This is a genomic window from Burkholderia sp. Bp9031, from assembly GCF_003857965.1.
GTDB classification, from domain to species: domain Bacteria; phylum Pseudomonadota; class Gammaproteobacteria; order Burkholderiales; family Burkholderiaceae; genus Burkholderia; species Burkholderia ambifaria_A.
The window spans coordinates 20,927-39,940 of record NZ_QTPW01000019.1 but is presented as its reverse complement, the minus strand read 5'-3'; the positions used below and the strand labels follow the sequence as shown (position 1 = coordinate 39,940).

Annotated in this window: 14 protein-coding genes; 9 read left to right on the top strand and 5 right to left on the bottom strand. The window is 68.5% G+C overall.

Translation table 11 applies throughout. From position 1 onward, the window contains the following. Window positions 1–70: 70 nt before the first annotated feature. The 5 genes from apbC to DIE15_RS22950 all read left to right on the top strand — a co-directional run bounded on the left by apbC (window position 71) and on the right by DIE15_RS22950 (window position 5,803). On the top strand, window positions 71–1,162 hold the full coding sequence (apbC, locus tag DIE15_RS22970; RefSeq protein ID WP_124834429.1) for an iron-sulfur cluster carrier protein ApbC: 1,092 nt from the start codon (window positions 71–73) through the stop codon (window positions 1,160–1,162). 133 nt (window positions 1,163–1,295) lie between these two features. Further along, window positions 1,296–1,832, top strand: a complete 537-nt coding sequence (gene sodC / locus DIE15_RS22965; protein WP_057926015.1) for a superoxide dismutase [Cu-Zn] — start codon at window positions 1,296–1,298, stop codon at window positions 1,830–1,832. A 195-nt stretch (window positions 1,833–2,027) separates the two neighbouring features. After that, window positions 2,028–2,597 (top strand): dCTP deaminase, encoded by a 570-nt coding sequence (gene dcd, locus DIE15_RS22960; protein ID WP_006398615.1) that lies wholly within the window; start codon window positions 2,028–2,030, stop codon window positions 2,595–2,597. A gap of 81 nt (window positions 2,598–2,678) precedes the next feature. Then, the gene (locus DIE15_RS22955; protein ID WP_057926014.1) at window positions 2,679–4,958 is read left to right on the top strand and encodes an arginine/lysine/ornithine decarboxylase; all 2,280 of its coding nucleotides are present in this window, start codon (window positions 2,679–2,681) and stop codon (window positions 4,956–4,958) included. A 26-nt stretch (window positions 4,959–4,984) separates the two neighbouring features. Next, a complete protein-coding gene (locus tag DIE15_RS22950; RefSeq protein ID WP_409364313.1) occupies window positions 4,985–5,803 on the top strand; it encodes a lysozyme inhibitor LprI family protein in 819 nt (272 codons plus the stop codon). An 89-nt stretch (window positions 5,804–5,892) separates the two neighbouring features. Here DIE15_RS22950 and DIE15_RS22945 read toward each other — a convergent pair whose 3' ends face one another. The 3 genes from DIE15_RS22945 to DIE15_RS22935 form a co-directional block, all read right to left on the bottom strand. Then, window positions 5,893–6,576 (bottom strand): HAD family phosphatase, encoded by a 684-nt coding sequence (locus DIE15_RS22945; protein WP_124834427.1) that lies wholly within the window; start codon window positions 6,574–6,576, stop codon window positions 5,893–5,895. A gap of 102 nt (window positions 6,577–6,678) precedes the next feature. Continuing rightward, the gene (argH, locus tag DIE15_RS22940; RefSeq protein ID WP_057926011.1) at window positions 6,679–8,088 is read right to left on the bottom strand and encodes an argininosuccinate lyase; all 1,410 of its coding nucleotides are present in this window, start codon (window positions 8,086–8,088) and stop codon (window positions 6,679–6,681) included. Between the two features lie 139 nt (window positions 8,089–8,227). After that, complete coding sequence (locus DIE15_RS22935) at window positions 8,228–9,037, bottom strand: helix-turn-helix transcriptional regulator (RefSeq protein ID WP_124834426.1); 810 nt, start codon at window positions 9,035–9,037, stop codon at window positions 8,228–8,230. A gap of 193 nt (window positions 9,038–9,230) precedes the next feature. Between DIE15_RS22935 and DIE15_RS22925 the strand changes: the two genes are divergently transcribed. Continuing rightward, the gene (locus DIE15_RS22925; RefSeq protein ID WP_057926009.1) at window positions 9,231–9,983 is read left to right on the top strand and encodes a class I SAM-dependent methyltransferase; all 753 of its coding nucleotides are present in this window, start codon (window positions 9,231–9,233) and stop codon (window positions 9,981–9,983) included. Window positions 9,984–10,126: 143 nt separating this feature from the next. Here DIE15_RS22925 and ppc read toward each other — a convergent pair whose 3' ends face one another. Further along, window positions 10,127–13,132: a phosphoenolpyruvate carboxylase gene (gene ppc / locus DIE15_RS22920; protein ID WP_124834425.1), complete on the bottom strand. Its 3,006-nt coding sequence runs from the start codon at window positions 13,130–13,132 to the stop codon at window positions 10,127–10,129. A gap of 208 nt (window positions 13,133–13,340) precedes the next feature. On the opposite strand from ppc, the gene hemC reads away from it, so the two are divergent. From hemC to DIE15_RS22905, 3 genes are read left to right on the top strand one after another with little or no spacing between them, the layout of a single operon-like run. After that, on the top strand, window positions 13,341–14,342 hold the full coding sequence (gene hemC, locus DIE15_RS22915) for a hydroxymethylbilane synthase (protein WP_124834424.1): 1,002 nt from the start codon (window positions 13,341–13,343) through the stop codon (window positions 14,340–14,342). Next, a complete protein-coding gene (gene hemDX, locus DIE15_RS22910) occupies window positions 14,342–16,318 on the top strand; it encodes a fused uroporphyrinogen-III synthase HemD/membrane protein HemX (protein WP_057926006.1) in 1,977 nt (658 codons plus the stop codon). Before hemC ends, hemDX begins: the two co-directional genes overlap by 1 nt. A 2-nt stretch (window positions 16,319–16,320) precedes the next feature. After that, on the top strand, window positions 16,321–17,508 hold the full coding sequence (locus tag DIE15_RS22905) for a heme biosynthesis protein HemY (protein ID WP_124834423.1): 1,188 nt from the start codon (window positions 16,321–16,323) through the stop codon (window positions 17,506–17,508). A 165-nt stretch (window positions 17,509–17,673) separates the two neighbouring features. Here DIE15_RS22905 and DIE15_RS22900 read toward each other — a convergent pair whose 3' ends face one another. Continuing rightward, complete coding sequence (locus DIE15_RS22900) at window positions 17,674–18,978, bottom strand: MFS transporter (RefSeq protein WP_124834422.1); 1,305 nt, start codon at window positions 18,976–18,978, stop codon at window positions 17,674–17,676. Between the last annotated feature and the right edge of the window lie 36 nt (window positions 18,979–19,014).

Here is a 19,014-nt window from a genome sequence, read left to right as displayed (position 1 = left end):
CCGATTTTCGCCGCGTAATTTGATATTTTTTGACGTTTGCGCGAGAGAAAAACGTTTTCATGGAGTTTCGATGAGCATTGACCGGGCACAAGTCGACGCCGCGCTGGCGGCTGTCGTCGACCCCAATACCGGCCGCCCGTACGCGGCGAACAAGGGCGTGCGCAACGTCGCGATCGACGGCGACGCCGTGGCGGTCGACGTGGTGCTCGGCTATCCCGCGCGCAGCCAGCACGACGACGTGCGCGCACGTATCACCGATGCGCTGAAGGCCGTGCCGGGCGTGCGCGACGCACGTGTCGCCGTGTCGCAGGAGATCGTCGCGCACACGGTGCAGCGCGGCGTGAAGCTGCTGCCCAACGTGAAGAACATCGTCGCGGTCGCGTCGGGCAAGGGCGGCGTCGGCAAGAGCACGACGGCCGTCAACCTCGCGCTCGCGCTCGCCGCGGAGGGCGCGTCGGTCGGCATCCTCGATGCCGACATCTACGGCCCGTCGCTGCCGACCATGCTTGGCATTCACGGCCAGCGCCCCGAGTCGCCCGACAGCCAGTCGATGAACCCGCTGGTCGGCCACGGGCTGCAGGCGAACTCGATCGGCTTCCTGATCGAGGAAGACAACCCGATGGTATGGCGCGGCCCGATGGCGACCTCGGCGCTCGAGCAGCTGCTGCGCCAGACCAACTGGCGCGAGCTCGACTACCTGATCGTCGACATGCCGCCGGGCACGGGCGACATCCAGCTCACGCTCGCGCAGCGCGTGCCGGTGACGGGCGCCGTGATCGTGACGACGCCGCAGGACATCGCGCTGCTCGATGCGAAGAAGGGCCTGAAGATGTTCGAGAAGGTCGGGATTCCGATCCTCGGTATCGTCGAGAACATGAGCATCCACATCTGCTCGAACTGCGGTCACGAGGAGCACATCTTCGGCGCGGGCGGCGCCGAGCGGATGGCGCAGGACTACGGCGTGAACGTGCTCGGCAGCCTGCCGCTCGACATCGCGATCCGCGAGCGCGCCGACAGCGGCACGCCGACGGTCGTGGCCGATCCGGAAGGTGCGCTGGCGCAGCGCTACCGCGACATCGCGCGCGGGGTCGCGCTGGCGATCGCCGAGCGCGCGCGCGACATGACGTCGAAGTTCCCGTCGATCGTTGTTCAAAATACGTAAAACCCTTGCGGGGCGGGGCCTCACGCTGTTTACGGCGCCGCGAGGCGCGGTATCATGGCGACTTTTCCCGGGTCCCTTTACCCGCCCGGCATGGCCGCCGTGTCAAACGGCCGCCAGCCGGCATGAGGATCGAATGAACCAACGACATCACGGCGTGCGCGCCGGCCGCGCGCGGCGCGCGCTGCTGGCCGCCGCCGCGCTGGGCCTCCTGGCCGGCTGTACCTCTTTTTCCTCGTCGCACGAAAAGCGCGCCGATGCGCAGTTGCAGCCGACCGTCGGCTCGCAGGCACGCGGCGCGGTGACGTTCGTCGAACGTCCGGACGGCGTCCAGGTCACGTACAACCTGGTCGGCCTGCCGCCGAACAGCGATCACGCGCTGCAAGTGCACGAGCGCGGCGACTGCAACGCGGGCGACGGCTCGAGCGCCGGCCAGGTGTTCGCGCCGGCGGCCGACCGCTTGCGTGCGGGCGCGCGTGTCGCCGGCGATCTCGGCAACATCCATGCGGATGCGAACGGCGTCGCGGCCGGTTTCATCGTCGCGCCCGATCTGGCCCTCGACGGCGTGCGCTCCGCGCTGACCCGCGCAGTGCTGGTGCACCGCGACTCGAGCGACCCCGCGTTTCCGCAGCATGGCGCGGGCCCCGCGCTCGCTTGCGGCGTGATCCGTTGACGGCCGCCGCGTGCGCGGCCCGATGATCGCGTAAAATGTGCGCCTTTCCGGGTCGCTGCGTCACGCCAGTGGCCCTTACCGACTGTCACGCAGCGTTTCCAGGCGCCCCGATATGAAACGACCCCAACGCTCACTTCGTTCGCTGTCCCCCGAGGGGACGGCCAGCCTCCTTGGGACGGCCCGGCGGAGGCTGGCATGAGTATCAAGTCCGACAAGTGGATTCGGCGCATGGCCGAAGAGCACAAGATGATCGAGCCGTTCGTGCCCGATCAGGTTCGCGCGTCCGAGGACGGTCGCAGGATCGTCAGCTACGGCACGTCGAGCTACGGCTACGACATCCGCTGCGCGGACGAATTCAAGATCTTCACGAACATCAACTCGACGATCGTCGATCCGAAGAACTTCGACGAGGGTTCGTTTGTCGATTTCAAGGGCGACGTGTGCATCATCCCGCCGAACTCGTTCGCGCTGGCCCGCACCGTCGAATATTTCCGCATCCCGCGCACCGTGCTGACGGTCTGCCTCGGCAAGTCGACGTACGCGCGCTGCGGGATCATCGTCAACGTGACGCCGTTCGAACCCGAGTGGGAAGGCTACGTCACGCTGGAGTTCTCGAATACCACGCCGCTGCCCGCGAAGATCTACGCGAACGAAGGTGTCGCGCAGGTGCTGTTCTTCGAAAGCGACGAAGTGTGCGACGTGTCGTACGCCGATCGCGGCGGCAAGTATCAGGGTCAGCGCGGTGTCACGCTGCCGAAAACCTGATCTGGTTGCATAACGTCTCACCAGTTTCCGGGTGACCGCTGCGCGTGACGCGCCGCGGTCGTTCTTTTTGGAGAATCGCCCATGAAGTTTCGTTTCCCCGTCGTCATCATCGACGAAGATTTCCGCTCCGAGAACATCTCGGGCTCCGGCATCCGGGCGTTGGCCGAAGCGATCGAGAAGGAGGGCGTCGAAGTCCTCGGCCTCACGAGCTACGGCGATCTGACGTCGTTCGCGCAGCAGTCGAGCCGCGCGTCGTGCTTCATCCTGTCGATCGACGACGACGAACTCATGCTCGGCGAAACGGGTCCGGACGGCGAGCTGCCCGAGCTCGCGACCGCGATCATCGAGCTGCGCGCGTTCGTCACCGAAGTGCGCCGCCGCAACGCGGACATCCCGATCTTCCTGTACGGCGAGACGCGCACGTCGCGCCACCTGCCGAACGACATCCTGCGCGAACTGCACGGCTTCATCCACATGTTCGAGGACACGCCGGAGTTCGTCGCGCGCCACATCATCCGCGAGGCGAAGGTCTATCTCGACTCGCTCGCGCCGCCGTTCTTCAAGGAGTTGGTCAAGTACGCGGACGAAGGCTCGTACTCGTGGCACTGCCCGGGCCACTCGGGCGGCGTCGCGTTCCTGAAGAACCCGCTCGGCCAGATGTTCCACCAGTTCTTCGGCGAGAACATGCTGCGCGCGGACGTCTGCAACGCGGTCGACGAACTCGGCCAGCTGCTCGATCACACGGGCCCGGTCGCGGCGTCCGAGCGCAATGCGGCGCGCATCTTCAGCGCGGACCACCTGTTCTTCGTGACCAACGGCACGTCGACGTCGAACAAGATCGTCTGGCACGCGACGGTCGCGCCCGGCGACATCGTGCTGGTCGACCGCAACTGCCACAAGTCGATCCTGCACGCGATCACGATGACGGGCGCGATCCCGGTGTTCCTCACGCCGACGCGCAACCACTTCGGCATCATCGGCCCGATCCCGCGCGATGAATTCAAGCCGGAGAACATCCGCAAGAAGATCGAGGCGAACCCGTTCGCGCGCGAGGCAATGCGCCAGAACCCGGAGATGAAGCCGCGGATCCTGACGATCACGCAGAGCACGTACGACGGCGTCGTCTACAACGTCGAGATGATCAAGGATCTGCTCGGCGACCTGCTCGACACGCTGCACTTCGACGAAGCGTGGCTGCCGCACGCGACGTTCCACGATTTCTACCGCGACATGCACGCGATCGGCGACGGCCGTCCGCGCACGGGCGCGCTGGTGTTCGCGACGCACTCGACGCACAAGCTGCTCGCGGGCATCTCGCAGGCGTCGCAGATCGTCGTGCAGGATTCCGAGAACCGCACGTTCGACAAGCACCGCTTCAACGAGGCGTACCTGATGCACACGTCGACGAGCCCGCAGTACGCGATCATCGCGTCGTGCGACGTCGCGGCCGCGATGATGGAGCCGCCGGGCGGCACCGCGCTCGTCGAGGAATCGATCGCCGAGGCGATCGACTTCCGCCGCGCGATGCGCAAGGTCGACGCCGAGTACGGCGACGACTGGTTCTTCAGCGTGTGGGGCCCGGACGAACTGTCGGAAGAGGGCATCGGCTCGCGCGAGGCCTGGATGCTGAAGCCGAACGACCACTGGCACGGCTTCGGCCCGCTGGCGGAAGGTTTCAACATGCTCGACCCGATCAAGGCGACGATCATCACGCCGGGGCTCGACGTCGACGGCGAGTTCGGCGAGACGGGCATTCCGGCCGCGATCGTCACGAAGTACCTGGCCGAGCACGGGATCATCGTCGAGAAGACCGGCCTGTACTCGTTCTTCATCATGTTCACGATCGGCATCACGAAGGGCCGCTGGAACTCGATGGTGACCGAGCTGCAGCAGTTCAAGGACGACTACGACAACAACCAGCCGCTGTGGCGCGTGCTGCCGGAATTCGTCGCGCAGCATCCGCGCTACGAGCGCGTCGGCCTGCGCGACCTGTGCACACAGATCCACGACGTGTACCGTGCGAACGACATCGCGCGCCTGACGACGGAGATGTACCTGTCGGACATGGAGCCGGCGATGAAGCCGTCGGACGCGTTCGCGAAGCTCGCGCACCGCAAGATCGACCGCGTGCCGCTCGACGAGCTCGAAGGCCGCGTGACGAGCATCCTGCTGACGCCGTACCCGCCGGGCATTCCGCTCTTGATCCCGGGCGAGCGCTTCAACAAGACGATCGTGAACTACCTGCGGTTCGCGCGCGACTTCAACGAGCGCTTCCCGGGTTTCCATACCGACATCCACGGTCTCGTCGCGGAAGAAGTGAACGGTCGCGTCGAGTACTTCGTCGATTGCGTGCGCGACTGATGGCGACGCAGAGACGAATCCGGGCGATGCGCACGGCGCTGGCCGCGCTCGTCGTCTGGGCGAGCTGGTCGGCAGGGCCGGCGGGGCTGAATGTCGCGCATGCGGAAGTGGCGGCGGCCGACCCGATCGACGTCGCGATGCGGCAGTGCCTCGCGCGGCGCGACCGGTCGTCGCCGGCCGGCCAGATCCAGTGCATGGGCGAGACGCAGCAGCAGTGGCAGGCGGTGATGGACGGCGCGTACCAGCGCCTGTCGAACAATGCGCCGGCCGATGCGAAGCGCGGCTGGCAGGACAGCCAGCGCCACTGGGTCACGTGGCGCAAGGATGAAATTCAGCTACTGAAGGCCGTGTACGACACGACGCGCGGCACCTCGTACGCGATGTCGAGCGCCGACATGCAACTGCAGCCGGTGCGCGATCGCGCGCTGGCGCTGCGCGCGGCGGCCGACCGCTATGCGCCGCCGCCTGTCGCCGTGCCGGTCGCGGCCACGAGCGGTGCGCAGGGTGGTGCCCAGGGCGGCGCGAATGCGGCGCCGGGCGCGGCCGCCGCTGCCGGCGCGAAATCGGCGAGCGCCGCACCGCGCGATCCGGCGATCGGCCGCGTGCGGCCGTGCGTGCAGGATGCCGCGTGTGAGCATGCGCTGTTCGATCTGAACCGCTACTACCAGAAGCTGCGTCGCAAGATGCCCGCTCATTCGGCCGCGACGCTCGCGCGCGCGCAACGCGCGTGGGTCGCGTTCCGCGATGCGACGGCGCCGCTCGTCGGCGAGGACGGACGCGTCGACCTGATCGGCGCGCGCATCGCGACGATGAAGCGGCTGTCGGAGACGGCCGGCAACAAGTAGGGATCGCCGCGACGCCGGTCATCCGGCGCGGCAACGCAAAACGGGCACCCTCGGGTGCCCGTTTGCATTGGGTGCGCCGCGTGCGGCGCTTACGCGGGTTGCTGCGTGTCCAGACGGCCGAACCACGACGGCACAAGCGCGACCGCATCGTCGAGCGACGCGAGCACGTGCAGGCTCAGCGCGACGATCTCGGGCGTCGGTGCCTTCAGGTCGGGCACGGTGACGACCGATGCGCCGGCGCCGGCGGCCGACTGCGCGCCGAAGTCGCTGTCCTCGAACGCGACGCACGCGCGCGCCGGCACGCCGAGGCGTTCGGCCGCGAGCCGGTACACGGCCGGGTCGGGTTTGCCGCGCGCGACTTCGTCACCGCCCGCGATCGCGCGGAAGAACGGCAGCACGCCGACCGCGTCGAGCCGCGCACGGATCACGTCCTGCGCGGACGACGACGCGACCGCGCACGGAATGCCGGCCTGCGCGAGCGCCTCGAGCAGCGCAAGCGCGCCGGACTTCAGCGGAAACTTCGGATGGGGTTCGGGCGCGGCGAGGTGCTCGCGCACGCGGATGCGCACGGCGTCGAACGTGTCGGCGTCGCCGATCAGCCGCGCGAGAATCACCTGGCCTTCGGCGAACGAGCGGCCGACGATCTGCAGGTAGTCGATCTCGGTCAACGTGACGCCGTGTGCGTTCGACACGTCGATCCACGTGTTCATGATGGTCCGCTCGGAATCGACGAGCAGGCCGTCCATGTCGAAGAGCGCGGCGGAGAAGGTCATCGGCGGTATCCGGGATGCGGGGAAGGCGACGGGCGGCACGGCGGCCGCCCGAATGAACGAATGAACAACGGACGCCGAAGGTGTCCGTCCGTGACGGCAGGCTTACTTGCCGAGCGCGGCGCGGGCAGCCTTGATGGCCGCACGCACTTGATCGGGCGCGGTGCCGCCCGGGTGGTTGCGGCTTGCGACCGAACCTTCGAGCGTCAGGTAGCCGAACACGTCGTCGCCGATCAGATGCGCGACGTTCGGCAGTTCCTGCTTCATTTCGTCGAGCGTCAGGTCGGCCAGGTCGATGCCGCGGTCGTCGCAGATCTTCACTGCGTGCGCGACGGCTTCGTGCGCGTCGCGGAACGGCAGCCCGCGCTTCACGAGGTAGTCGGCGAGGTCGGTGGCGGTCGAGAAGCCCTGCAGCGCGGCCGCGCGCATCGCGTCCGGCTTCACGGTGATGCCGGCGACCATCTCGGCGAAGATCCGCAGCGTGTCGGCAACGGTGTCGACCGTGTCGAACAGCGGTTCCTTGTCTTCCTGGTTGTCCTTGTTGTACGCGAGCGGCTGGCCCTTCATCAGCGTGAGGAGCGCCATCAGGTGGCCGTTCACGCGGCCCGTCTTGCCGCGCGCGAGCTCGGGCACGTCCGGGTTCTTCTTCTGCGGCATGATCGAGCTGCCGGTGCAGAAGCGGTCGGCGATGTCGATGAAGCCGACGCGCGGGCTCATCCACAGCACGAGTTCCTCGGAGAAGCGCGACACGTGCGTCATCACGAGCGCGGACGCGGCCGTGAACTCGATCGCGAAGTCGCGATCCGACACCGCGTCGAGCGAGTTCGCGCAGATGCCGTCGAAGCCGAGCGTCTTCGCCACCGCGTGACGGTCGATCGGGTAGCTGGTGCCCGCGAGCGCGGCCGCGCCGAGCGGCAGGCGGTTCACGCGGGTGCGGCAGTCGCGCATGCGTTCCGCGTCGCGCGTGAACATCTCGACGTACGCGAGCAGGTGATGGCCGAACGTGACCGGCTGCGCGACCTGCAGGTGCGTGAAGCCCGGCATGATCGTGTCCGCGTTCTTTTCCGCGAGGTCGACCAGCGCGCCGCGCAGGTCGTTCAGCAGGCCGCCGATGCGGTCGATTTCGCCGCGCAGCCACAGACGGATGTCGGTCGCGACCTGGTCGTTGCGCGAGCGGCCCGTGTGCAGGCGCTTGCCGGCGTCGCCGATCAGCGCGGTCAGGCGCGCCTCGATGTTCAGGTGGACGTCCTCGAGATCCAGCTGCCATTCGAATTCGCCGCGCTCGATCTCGCCCTTGATCTGCGTCATCCCGCGTTCGATCGCGGCGAGGTCGTCGGCGCTGATGATCTTCTGCGCCGCGAGCATGCTCGCGTGCGCGAGCGAGCCGGCGATATCGACGAGCGCGAGGCGCTTGTCGAAAAACACCGACGACGTGTAGCGCTTGACCAGCTCCGACATCGGTTCCGAGAAGCGGGCCGACCAGGCCTCGCCCTTTTTGTGCAGTTGGGACGTCATGGCGATTCTTCGAAGGGGAGTTGGGCGGCGTACGCCGCCGAGGGAATCCCGCGATTCTAACATTCGCGGGCCCGGCCGCCGGCCTTCGCCGGCGCGGGCCGTCCGCGGCGCCTGTCCCCGTTACCGGCGGGAACGGGCCCTAGTCGCGCACGAGTACGACGAGCTTCAGGTCCTCGCGGTGCGCGGGTTTCAGCGTGATCTGCTGGTACACGAGGCGGCCGTCGGCCGGATGGTCGAACTCGCGCAGGCCGCCTTCGCGCTCGAACACGTCCTGTGACGCCCAGTATTGCGCGAACGCGTCGCTGCCGGCCATCAGCGCGTCGATCAGCGCGCGGGTCGGCGCGTCGGCGAGGTGGCGGATCGAGTCCGCGCGGAATTCGGCCGCGAGCCGCCGCGCGCGGGTTTCCCAGTCGACGATCAGCGTGCGCGCGGCCGGTGCCATGAACGTGAAGCGCAGCAGATTGCGGTCGTGCTCGCCGTCGAGCCAGCCCGCGAACAGCGCGGCGGCCGGTGCGTTCCACGCGAGCGCGTTCCATTGCCGGTCGAGCACGTAAGCGGGCGTGGCGATCGCGGCGACGGTTGCCGCGAGCGTCGGCGGCAAGTCGCCGGCCGCGACGTCGGGCTCGGCCGGATCACGCTGCGCGGCCAGCTCGAACAGGTACGCGCGTTCGGCCTTCGACAGCTGCAGCGCGACGGCGATCCGCGCGAGCGCGTCGGCCGACGCCGACACCGGGCGACCCTGTTCGATCCACGTGTACCAGGTCGGGCTGACTCCGCACAGCTGCGCGACTTCCTCGCGCCGCAGGCCCGGCGTGCGGCGGCGCGGGCCGGGCGGCAGGCCGACGGCCTGCGGCGACAGCCGTTCGCGGTGCGCGCGGATGAATTCGCCGAGCGCGCGGGCGGGCGTGGCGTCGAGCGGCGGGGTGGGGGCGGAAGACGGCTGGTTCATGCGAAAACGGCTGAAACGACAAAAAAGGACGCGCGGGATGCACGGGATGCACGACACGGATCGGGGCAGCGATCAGGCAGGTGTAACAAATACCAGAATAACTGCTTGACTTGTACTGGTACAAGCGCGGCCCTATTGTAGCGATTCGCGCGCTGGCAGGCAGCGAGCGCCCCACCCAACGAAGGAGCGAACGATGAAACACCACGACCAGGTCGCCGACGCATTCGGCACGACGGCCGCCGCCTACCTGACGAGCACGGTCCATGCGACGGGCGCCGACCTGCAGGCGCTGGGCGACGCCGTGCGCGCGACGCCCGACGGCGCGGTGCTCGATCTCGGCTGCGGCGCGGGCCACGCGAGCTTCGCGGTCGCGCCGCACGTGCGCGACGTGGTCGCCTACGATCTCGCCGCGCCGATGCTCGCGACCGTCGACGCCGCCGCGCGCGAGCGCGGGCTTGCGAACATCCGCACGCAGCAAGGCCCGGCCGAGCGGCTGCCATTCGACGCAGGCACCTTCGACTGGGTGGTCAGCCGGATGAGCGCGCACCACTGGCACGACGTGCGCGCGGCGCTCGCCGAAGTGCGCCGCGTGCTGAAGCCGGGCGGCCGCGTGCTGATGATCGACATCGCGGGCAACGACCACCCGCTGCTCGACACGTATCTGCAGGCCGCGGAAGTGCTGCGCGACGCGTCGCACGTGCGCGACTACCGCGCCGACGAATGGCTCGCGATGTTCCGCGGCGCCGGGTTCGACGCGAAGGTGCAGCGCCGCTGGCGCCTGCCGATCGATTTCGATACGTGGGTCGAGCGGATCCGCACGCCGGCCGACAGCGTCGCGGGCATCCGCGCGCTGTGGGCGCATGCACCCGACGAGGTACGCGGCTACTACGCGGTGCAGCCGGACGGGTCGTTCGAGCATGACGCGTTGCTGATCGACGCGCAGTGAGCATGCGGCGCGTCGGCCGCTGCTTTCGCTCCTCTCGATGAAAAAAGCCGCGATACGCATGAATTGCGTATCGCGGCTTTCGTTTCACGGCTTTCGTTTTGCGATGCCGGCGCGGCGCGGGGCAGCCCCGCGCCGCGTGCGGATCAGCCCGTGTTGCGCAGGCCGGCCGCGATCCCGTTGATGGTCAGGTGAATCCCGCGGCGCAGCCGCGCGTTCGTATCGCCCGCGCGGTGACGCTTGATCAGCTCGACCTGCAGGTGGTTCAGCGGATCGAGATACGGGAAGCGGTTCTTGATCGAGCGCGCGAGCAGCGGGTTGGTCGCGAGGCGGCCTTCGTGCCCGGTGATTTCCGCGAGCGCCTGCGACGTACGCTCCCATTCGGCGACGATCCGCTCGAACACGTGCTTGCGCAGCTTGCGGTCGGCGACCAGCTGCGCATAGCGCGACGCAACCGCGAGATCGGTCTTCGCGAGCACCATGTCCATGTTCGACAGCAGGTGCGCGAAGAACGGCCAGGTCTTGTTCATCTTCCTGAGCAGCGTCACGCGCTTCGTGCGTTCGGCCGCGTCCTGCGCGCCGTCGAGATACGCGCTCACCGCGCTGCCGAAGCCGTACCAGCCCGTCAGCAGCAGCCGGCACTGACCCCACGAGAAGCCCCACGGAATCGCGCGCAGGTCTTCGATCTTGCGGTTCTTCGGATCCTGCAGCTTGCGCGAGGCCGGGCGGCTGCCGATGTTCAGCTCGGCGATCTCGGTGATCGGCGTCGACGAGAAGAAGTAGTCGGTGAAGCCGGGCGTTTCATAGACGAGCGCGCGATACGACGCCATCGCGGCGTCGGACAGCGTCTGCATCGCGGCCTCGAACGCGGGCAGTTGCGCGGGCGCGTTCGACTGCGGCAGCAGCGACGCTTCGAGCGTCGCGGCGACCACCGTCTCGAGGTTGCGACGGCCGATCTCGGGGTTCGCGAACTTGCTGGCGATCACCTCGCCCTGTTCGGTCAGGCGGATCTGGCCGTTCACGGTGCCCGGCGGCTGCGACAGGATCGCCTGGTAGGTCGGGCCACCCCCGCGGCCGACCGTGCCGCCGCGGCCGTGGAACAGGCGCAGCGTGATCTTGCGTTCGCGAAACAGGTCGACGAGCGCGAGTTCGGCGCGATACAGCTCCCAGTTCGACGTCAGGAAGCCGCCGTCCTTGTTGCTGTCCGAGTAGCCGAGCATCACTTCCTGCTCGGCGCCCTGGTGCGCGATCAGCGCGTCGATGCCCGGCAGCGCGAAGTATTCGCGCATGATGCGAGCGGCGTCGCGCAGGTCGGGAATCGTCTCGAACAGCGGGATCACCATCAGGCCGTTCTTCGCATTGCTGCCGAGCGCGCCTTCGAGCAGGCCCGTTTCCTTCTGCAGCAGCAGCACTTCGACGAGGTCGCTGACCGTCTCGGTGTGCGAAATGATGTAGTTGCGCACCGCACGCGGGCCGAATTGCGCCCGCACCTCGCGTGCCTTCTCGAACACGCCGAGCTCGCTTTGCGCGAGTGCCGAGTACTCGATGTACGGCGAGCGCAGCGGGCGCGGATCGGCAAGCGCGGCAAGCAGCGCGATCAGCTTGTCGTCCTCGGAGAGCGAGGCATAGTCGGCCTGTACGCCGGCGCGCGCGAACAGTTCGGCGACCACGGCCTCGTGGATGTCGGAGCTCTGGCGCAGGTCGATGCTCGCGAGATGGAAGCCGAACACCTCGGCCGCGCGCACGAGCGGCGTGAGGCGCGGTGCGGCAAGCGACGCGCCGTGGTGCTCTTCGAGCGACGCGGTCAATACCTTCAGGTCCGCGACGAACGCTTCGGAATCCGCATACGGAATCGCCCGCACGGGCGGTGCGCCGCGGCCCGCGCTGCGCACCGGCACCGTGCCTTCGCCGAGCCGCACGCGCGCGCTTGCGGCCAGCCGCGTGTAGATGCCGATCAGCGCGCGGCGATACGGTTCGTCGACGCGGTGCGGCGACTGGTCGGGCGATGCGGCGGCGAGTGCCTTCACCGCGTCGTTCGCGCCGACCAGCAGGTTCGACACCGACAGCTCGGCGCCGAGCTTGTGCACCTGTTCCAGATAGTGTTCGAAGATCACCGCGGCCTGACGGTTGATCGCTTCTTCGAGCGTCGGGGCGGTCACGTTCGGGTTGCCGTCGCGATCGCCGCCGATCCAGCTGCCCATCTGGAAGAACGCCGGCACGCGCGCGGACAGGCCGTGTTCGGCGAGCGCCGCCTCGATGTCGCCGTACAGCGCCGGCAGCTCGTCGAGGAACGTCGCGCGGTAGTACGACAGCGCGTTCTCGATCTCGTCGCCGACCGTCAGGCGCGAGTCGCGCAGCATGCGGGTCTGCCACAGCGCGGTCACGCGCGCACGCAGCATCGATTCGTTGTACGAGCGTTCGCGCGCGGTCAGCGGCTGGTCGCGTTCGGCGAGCAGGCGCGCGATGTCGTGCTGCGCGTCGAGGATGCTCTTGCGCTGCACTTCGGTCGGGTGCGCGGTCAGCACCGGCACGATCAGCGCATCGTCGAAGAAGCGCTGCAGCAGGCGCTTCGACGCGTTGCCGGTCGTCTTCAGCTGTTCGAGCGCGTACGCGACGGTGCCGGGCTGCGACGCGGAGCCGGCCAGCGCGTGGATGCGGCGGCGACGGTTGTGGTGGCGGTCTTCCGCGATGTTCGCGAGGTGCGAGAAATAGCTGAACGCGCGCACGACGCTCACCGTCTGCTCCGGCGTCAGCTTGCGCAGCTTCTTCTCGAGCGTCTGCGCGGCTTCGCTGTCGTCCTCGCGGCGAAACTTCACCGCGGTCTGGCGGATCGTTTCGACGACGTCGAACACGGTGTCGCCTTCCTGTTCGCGCACCACGTCGCCGAGCAGGCGGCCGAGGAAGCGGATGTCCTCGAACAGCGGGCCGTCCTTGTCCTCGCGCGTGCGTGCGCCGGGCTTCGATGCACCGGCCGTGCGGGCAGCCGGGCCGGCGGTCTTGGTCGCGCGTTTTGTCTGGCGTATCGGGTCTTTCGGTTTCGTTGCCGTTTTCGCACGGCCGTTCGCGGCGGTGGCGAGGGTGCCCGTCTGGGCGTCGGAGGAGGGCAAGGCAGCATTGCGGCGCGTCGTACGCGCCGATCCGGAAGACTTCACGATGGGTTTCCTTGGGAAAGCTCGAGTCAAAAGGGACTGCGGGGACTACGGGAACTGCGTTCAAGCAACCAGCTACGTGCGGCACATCCGCGCACCGGTATCGCCGCCCGCGCGAAAGCGCGGCGGGAGCAGGCTCCGGGCCGGGGCGGGCCGAAGCGTGCGTGCTACCATTGTTCGATCTTCAATCCCGTCCTTCGATGTTCCAGCAATGAATTCCGAGACCTTTTCGGCCGGGCCGCGTTCGGCACAAGCCCCCGTTACGCTGACGATTGCTTCGCGCGAGAGCCGCCTGGCGATGTGGCAAGCCGAACATGTGTGTGATGCGCTGCGCAAATTATATCCAGCTTGTGACGTGAAAATCCTCGGGATGACGACCCGTGGCGATCAGATTCTCGATCGTACGCTGTCGAAGGTCGGCGGCAAGGGCCTGTTCGTCAAGGAGCTGGAGAATGCGCTCGCCGACGGCCGCGCCGACCTGGCCGTGCATTCGCTGAAGGACGTGCCGATGGCGCTGCCCGACGGCTTCGCGCTTGCCGCGATCATGGAGCGCGAGGATCCGCGCGACGCGTTCGTGTCGAACGACTATGCGTCGCTCGACGCGCTGCCGGCCGGCGCCGTCGTCGGCACGTCGAGCCTGCGTCGCGAGGCGATGCTGCGCGCGCGTTATCCGCACCTGAACGTGCTGCCGCTGCGCGGCAACCTCGACACGCGCCTGTCGAAGCTCGATCGCGGCGACTACGCGGCGATCATACTCGCGGCCGCCGGCCTGAAGCGCCTCGGTCTCGAAACGCGAATCCGTGCACTGATCGACGTCGAGGACAGCCCGCCGGCCGCCGGCCAGGGCGCGCTCGGCATCGAAATCGCCGCGCACCGCGCGGACGTCGCCGCGTGGCTCGCGCCGCTGCACGATTCGCAGACCGCGCTCGCGGTCGAAGCCGAGCGGATGGTGTCGCGCGCGCTCGGCGGCAGCTGCGAGGTGCCGCTCGCCGCGCACGCGGTGTGGCGTGCAGGCGAGCTGTACCTGACGGGCCGCGTGTCGACGACCGACGGCCAGCGCGTGCTGACGGCCGAGGAGTGCGCTGCCGTCGTCACCGTCGCCGATGCGCTCGCGCTCGGCCGTGCGGTGTCCGACGAGCTCGAGGCGCAGGGCGCGCTCGACATCGTCAACGCCCTGCTCGCCGGCTCGCGGGCCGGCAAGGGCGACGCCTGATGGCGGGCCGCGCGCGCGCGTTCACCGCTGTCCTGACGCGCCCGGACGGCCAGTCGGCCGCGCTCGCGGCGCAGCTGGCCGAGGCTGGTTGCGACGTGCTCGAATTCCCGCTGATCGACATCGCGCCGGTCGACGATCCGGCGCCGCTCGACGCCGCATTCGCTGCGCTCGCGGATTACGCGCTCGTGATCTTCGTGTCGCCGAACGCGATCGACCGCGCGCTCGCGCTGTACGGCGCGATCTGGCCGAATGCGCTGCCGGTCGGCGTCGTCGGTCCCGGCAGCGTCGCGGCGCTCGAGCGCCACGGGATCGCGGCGCCCGCGTATCGCGTGATCGCGCCGCAGGCGCCCGCCGACGGCGGCGTCCCGCATTACGATTCGGAAAACCTGTTCGCGAGCATCGAGGCCGCGTTCGGCGGCGCGCAGGCGCTTGCGGCCAAGCGCGTGCTGATCGTGCGCGGCGACGGCGGGCGCGAATGGCTCGCCGAGCGGCTGCGCGAAGCCGGCGCAGACGTCACGCTGGTCGCCGCGTACCGGCGCGTCGTGCCCGAGCCGCGCGTCGGCACGTGGGAGCGCGTGCACGCGCTGCTCGCCGGCGCGCCGCACGCGTGGCTCGTCACGAGCTCGGAAGGCGTGCGCAACCTGCACGAACTCGCACGCACGCACCTGAACGACGCCGAGATCGAAGCGCTCAAGCATGCGCCGCTCGTGACGCCGCACCCGCGCATCGAGCAGACCGCGCGCGCATTGGGTTTTGATAGGATTACGCTGACCGGCGCGGGCGATGAGCGCATCGTCCGCGCGTTTCGAACGATGGCCGACGAGGCCGTCCAACCGGCGACAGCCGCACCGGTGACTAAACGCATGACAGATACCAACGATTCCAAAAGCGTCGCTTCCCAGCCGGCCGCTGCATCCGCACCGCCGTCCCGCCCCGCCTACATGGCGTCCGAACCGCCCGCGCGCCGCGGCGGCAGCGCGGTGCTGTGGTTCGTCGTCGTCGTGCTCGGCTGCGCGGCGGGCGTCGGCGGCTACGCGCTGAACCGCAAGGTCGACCGGCTCGACGATTCGTTCGTCGCGCGCCAGAAGGCGCTCGACGCGCAAACGGCCGAAACCCGCATGAAGACCGAGCAGGCGCTCGCGAGCACGCATCAGGTCGACACGCAGCTCGCGCAGCTCGACGGCAAGCTCGCCGACGCGCAAAGCGCGCAGCAGGCGCTGCAGCAGCAATACCAGGACCTGTCGCGCAACCGCGACGCGTGGATGCTCGAGGAAGTCGACCAGATGCTGTCGAGCGCGAGCCAGCAGCTGCAGCTGACCGGCAACACGCAGCTCGCGCTGATCGCGCTGCAGAATGCCGACGCGCGCCTCGCGACGTCGCAGAGCGCGCAGGCCGTCACGGTGCGCAAGGCGCTCGCGCAGGACATCGAGAAGCTGAAGGCCGCACCGTCGGCCGATCTCACCGGCCTCGCGATCAAGCTCGACGACGCGATCGCGAAGATCGACGCGCTGCCGCTGTCGGGCGAGGCGATCGTTCCGCACGCGGCGCCGAAGGCCGAGCCCGATGCCGCCGCGTCGTCGGCTGCGGCCACGGCTGGCGAGCCGCGCTGGAAGGTGTGGTGGCATGACTTTTCGGCCGGCCTCGGCCAGCAGCTGAAGGGCCTCGTGCAGGTGCGCCGGATCGACAATGCCGACGCGATGCTCGCATCGCCCGACCAGGGCTACTTCGTGCGTGAGAACGTGAAGCTGCGCCTGCTTACCGCACGGCTGTCGCTGCTCGCGCGCAACGACGGCGCGATGAAGGCCGACCTGCACGCCGCGCAGGCCTCGCTCGGCAAGTATTTCGACCAGGCCTCGAAGGACACGCAGTCCGTCGAGGATCTGCTCAAGCAGGTCGACGGCGCATCGCTGACGGTCGCGGTGCCGAACCTGAACACGAGCCTGAACGCCGTTCAGCAGTTCAAGAGCCGGGGGTAACGATGACGCTTCGAGGAATCGTCTGGCTCGCGATCCTGTTCGCGATCGCCGCGGGACTCGCCACCGTGGGCCGTTTCGACGCGGGGCAGGTGCTGCTCGTCTATCCGCCGTACCGGATCGACGTGTCGCTGAACCTGTTCGTGATCGCCATCGTCGTGCTGTTCATCGTCATGTACGCGCTGCTGCGCATCATGCGCAACATCTGGCGCATGCCGCAGCGGGTCGCCGCGTATCGTGCGCGTTCGCGCAACGAGAAGGCGCAGGCGTCGCTGCGCGATGCGATCGCGAACCTGTACGCAGGGCGTTTCTCGCGCGCCGAGAAGGCCGCGCGCGACGCGCTCGCGGTCGATGCGAACCAGGGCGCCGCGAGTCTCGTCGCGGCGACCGCTGCGCACCGGATGCACGAGTACACGCGCCGCGACGACTGGCTGTCGAAGGTCGACGCGCCCGAATGGCAGGATGCCCGGCTGCTTGCCGCGGCCGACATGCGCGCGGATGCACGCGATGCCGACGGCGCGCTCGCCGCGCTGGCCGACCTGCAGGCGGGCGGCAAGCGCATCCATGCGCAGCAGGTCGCACTGCGTGCGCAGCAGCAGTTGAAGAACTGGGCCGAGGTGCTGAAGCTCGCGAAGGCGCTCGAGAAGCGCGAGGCGCTGCATCCGGCCGCGGCCGTGCGGCTGCGCCAGCAGGCGGCGGAGAACCTGCTGCGCGAACGCCGGCACGACCCGGACGCGCTGCTCGAGGTGTGGCAGTCGTTGTCGCCGCTCGAGCGGCAGTCGCCGCGCCTCGCCGATCTCGCGGCCGAGCTGCTGGTGCCGCTCGAGCGCCGCACCGAAGCGCGCCGCATCGTCGAGGAAGCGCTCGCGCACAACTGGGATGCGCGGCTGCTGCGCCGCTATCCGGATACGGCCGGCGGCGATGCGCTGCCGCTGATCCAGAAGGCCGAGGGGTGGAAGAAGGATCACCCGGAAGATGCCGACCTGCTGTTCGCGCTCGGTCGCCTCTGCCAGCAGCAGCAGCTGTGGGGCAAGGCGCAGTCGTTCCTCGAGGCGGCGCTGAAGCAGGCCGACAACGAGGCGCTGAAGGTGCGTGCGCATCGCGCGCTCGCACGCCTGTTCGAGCATCTCGGCGAAACCGACAAGGCGGCGAAGCACTACCGCGAAAGCGCGCTCGCGATCACCGTGGTCTGACGCGGCGGCGCTCGTGCGCCGCACGCGGAAATGCCCCGAACGCCGGATGGCCTTCGGGGCATTTTTTTGTCCGATGCCAGCCTTGCTGGCCGGCCCGGATGCGCTACGCGCCGAGCCGGCGCAGGTCGTCCTCGCTCGCGAAGAACGACATCGCGGTGCGTCGCGTCACTTGTCGACGAGCCGCTTCGGCACCGACAGCGCGAGCAGCCCGCCGAGCACGAGGAAACCGGCGAGCATGTACATGCCCGCGTCGTTGGCGCCCGTCGCCTGCTTGAGCCAGCCCATCATGTACGGGCTCAGGAAGCCTGCGAGGTTGCCGATCGAGTTGATCATCGCGATGCCGGCCGCGGCCGCCGCGCCGCCGAGGAACGCGGTCGGCAGGCTCCAGAACAGCGGCAGCGTCGTCAGGATGCCCATCGTCGCGAGTGTGAGGCCGAGCATCGCGAGCGCCGTCTGGTGCGCCCAGATCACCGACAGCACGAGCCCGAGCGCACCGAACGCGGCCGGAATCGCAAGGTGCCAGCGTCTCTCGCGCCGCTTGTCCGCGCTGCGCGCGATCAGGATCATTGCGACCACGGCCGCCGCATACGGAATCGCGGACAGCAGGCCGATCGTGAACGTATCGGTCACGCCGGTTGCCTTGATGATCGTCGGCAGCCAGAAGCCGACGCCGTACAGCCCCATCACGAACGAGAAATAGATGAGCGCCATCAGCCACACGCGCGGGCTCGCCATCACCGCGCCGAGCGGCAGGTCTTCCTTGGTCGCTTCCTCGGCGTCGACGTTGCGCGCGAGCAGCGCCTTTTCTTCGTTGGTGAGCCAATTCGCTTTCGAGATCCGGTCGTCGAGCGAGAAGAACACGAGCACGCCGGCCAGCACCGACGGGATTCCTTCGAGCAGGAACAGCCATTGCCAGCCGTGCCAGCCGCTCACGCCGTTGAACGCCTTCAGGATGAAGCCCGAGATCGGTCCGCCGATCACGCCGGACAGCGCGACGGCGGTCATGAAGAACGTCGTCATCCGGCCGCGCCGGTGCGCGGGATACCAGTACGTGAGGTACAGGATCACGCCGGGGAAGAAGCCGGCTTCGGCGACGCCGAGCAGGAAGCGCATCACGTAGAACATCGCGGGCGTCGTGACGAACATCGTCAGGATCGAGATCACGCCCCACGTCGCCATGATCCGCGCGATCCACACGCGCGCGCCGACCTTGTGCAGGATGATGTTGCTCGGGACTTCGAACAGGAAGTAGCCGAAGAAGAAGATCCCGGCGCCGAGCCCGTAGACGGTGTCGCTGAGATTCAGGTCGCTCGCCATCTGCAGCTTCGCGAAGCCGACGTTCACGCGGTCGAGATACGCGACCACGTAGCACAGCAACAGGAGCGGCGTGAGCCGCCACGACACCTTGCGGTAGGTCGCTTCCTCGAATGCGCCGGACGAGCCCGGCAGCGATTGCGTCGATGTTGCCATGTTGTCTCCTTATATCTTGTCTTGTCATGGGCCGGA

Bases quoted from the DNA above. Each gene is read 5' to 3' on its own strand.
- DIE15_RS22945 (WP_124834427.1), bottom strand. From the start codon at position 6,576: ATGACCTTCTCCGCCGCGCTCTTCGACATGGACGGCCTGCTCGTCGAT.
- DIE15_RS22925 (WP_057926009.1), top strand. From the start codon at position 9,231: ATGAAACACCACGACCAGGTCGCCGACGCATTCGGCACGACGGCCGCC.
- DIE15_RS22955 (WP_057926014.1), top strand. From the start codon at position 2,679: ATGAAGTTTCGTTTCCCCGTCGTCATCATCGACGAAGATTTCCGCTCC.
- argH (WP_057926011.1), bottom strand. From the start codon at position 8,088: ATGACGTCCCAACTGCACAAAAAGGGCGAGGCCTGGTCGGCCCGCTTC.
- sodC (WP_057926015.1), top strand. From the start codon at position 1,296: ATGAACCAACGACATCACGGCGTGCGCGCCGGCCGCGCGCGGCGCGCG.
- DIE15_RS22900 (WP_124834422.1), bottom strand. From the start codon at position 18,978: ATGGCAACATCGACGCAATCGCTGCCGGGCTCGTCCGGCGCATTCGAG.
- DIE15_RS22950 (WP_409364313.1), top strand. From the start codon at position 4,985: ATGCGCACGGCGCTGGCCGCGCTCGTCGTCTGGGCGAGCTGGTCGGCA.
- apbC (WP_124834429.1), top strand. From the start codon at position 71: ATGAGCATTGACCGGGCACAAGTCGACGCCGCGCTGGCGGCTGTCGTC.
- hemDX (WP_057926006.1), top strand. From the start codon at position 14,342: ATGGCGGGCCGCGCGCGCGCGTTCACCGCTGTCCTGACGCGCCCGGAC.
- DIE15_RS22905 (WP_124834423.1), top strand. From the start codon at position 16,321: ATGACGCTTCGAGGAATCGTCTGGCTCGCGATCCTGTTCGCGATCGCC.
- DIE15_RS22935 (WP_124834426.1), bottom strand. From the start codon at position 9,037: ATGAACCAGCCGTCTTCCGCCCCCACCCCGCCGCTCGACGCCACGCCC.
- dcd (WP_006398615.1), top strand. From the start codon at position 2,028: ATGAGTATCAAGTCCGACAAGTGGATTCGGCGCATGGCCGAAGAGCAC.
- hemC (WP_124834424.1), top strand. From the start codon at position 13,341: ATGAATTCCGAGACCTTTTCGGCCGGGCCGCGTTCGGCACAAGCCCCC.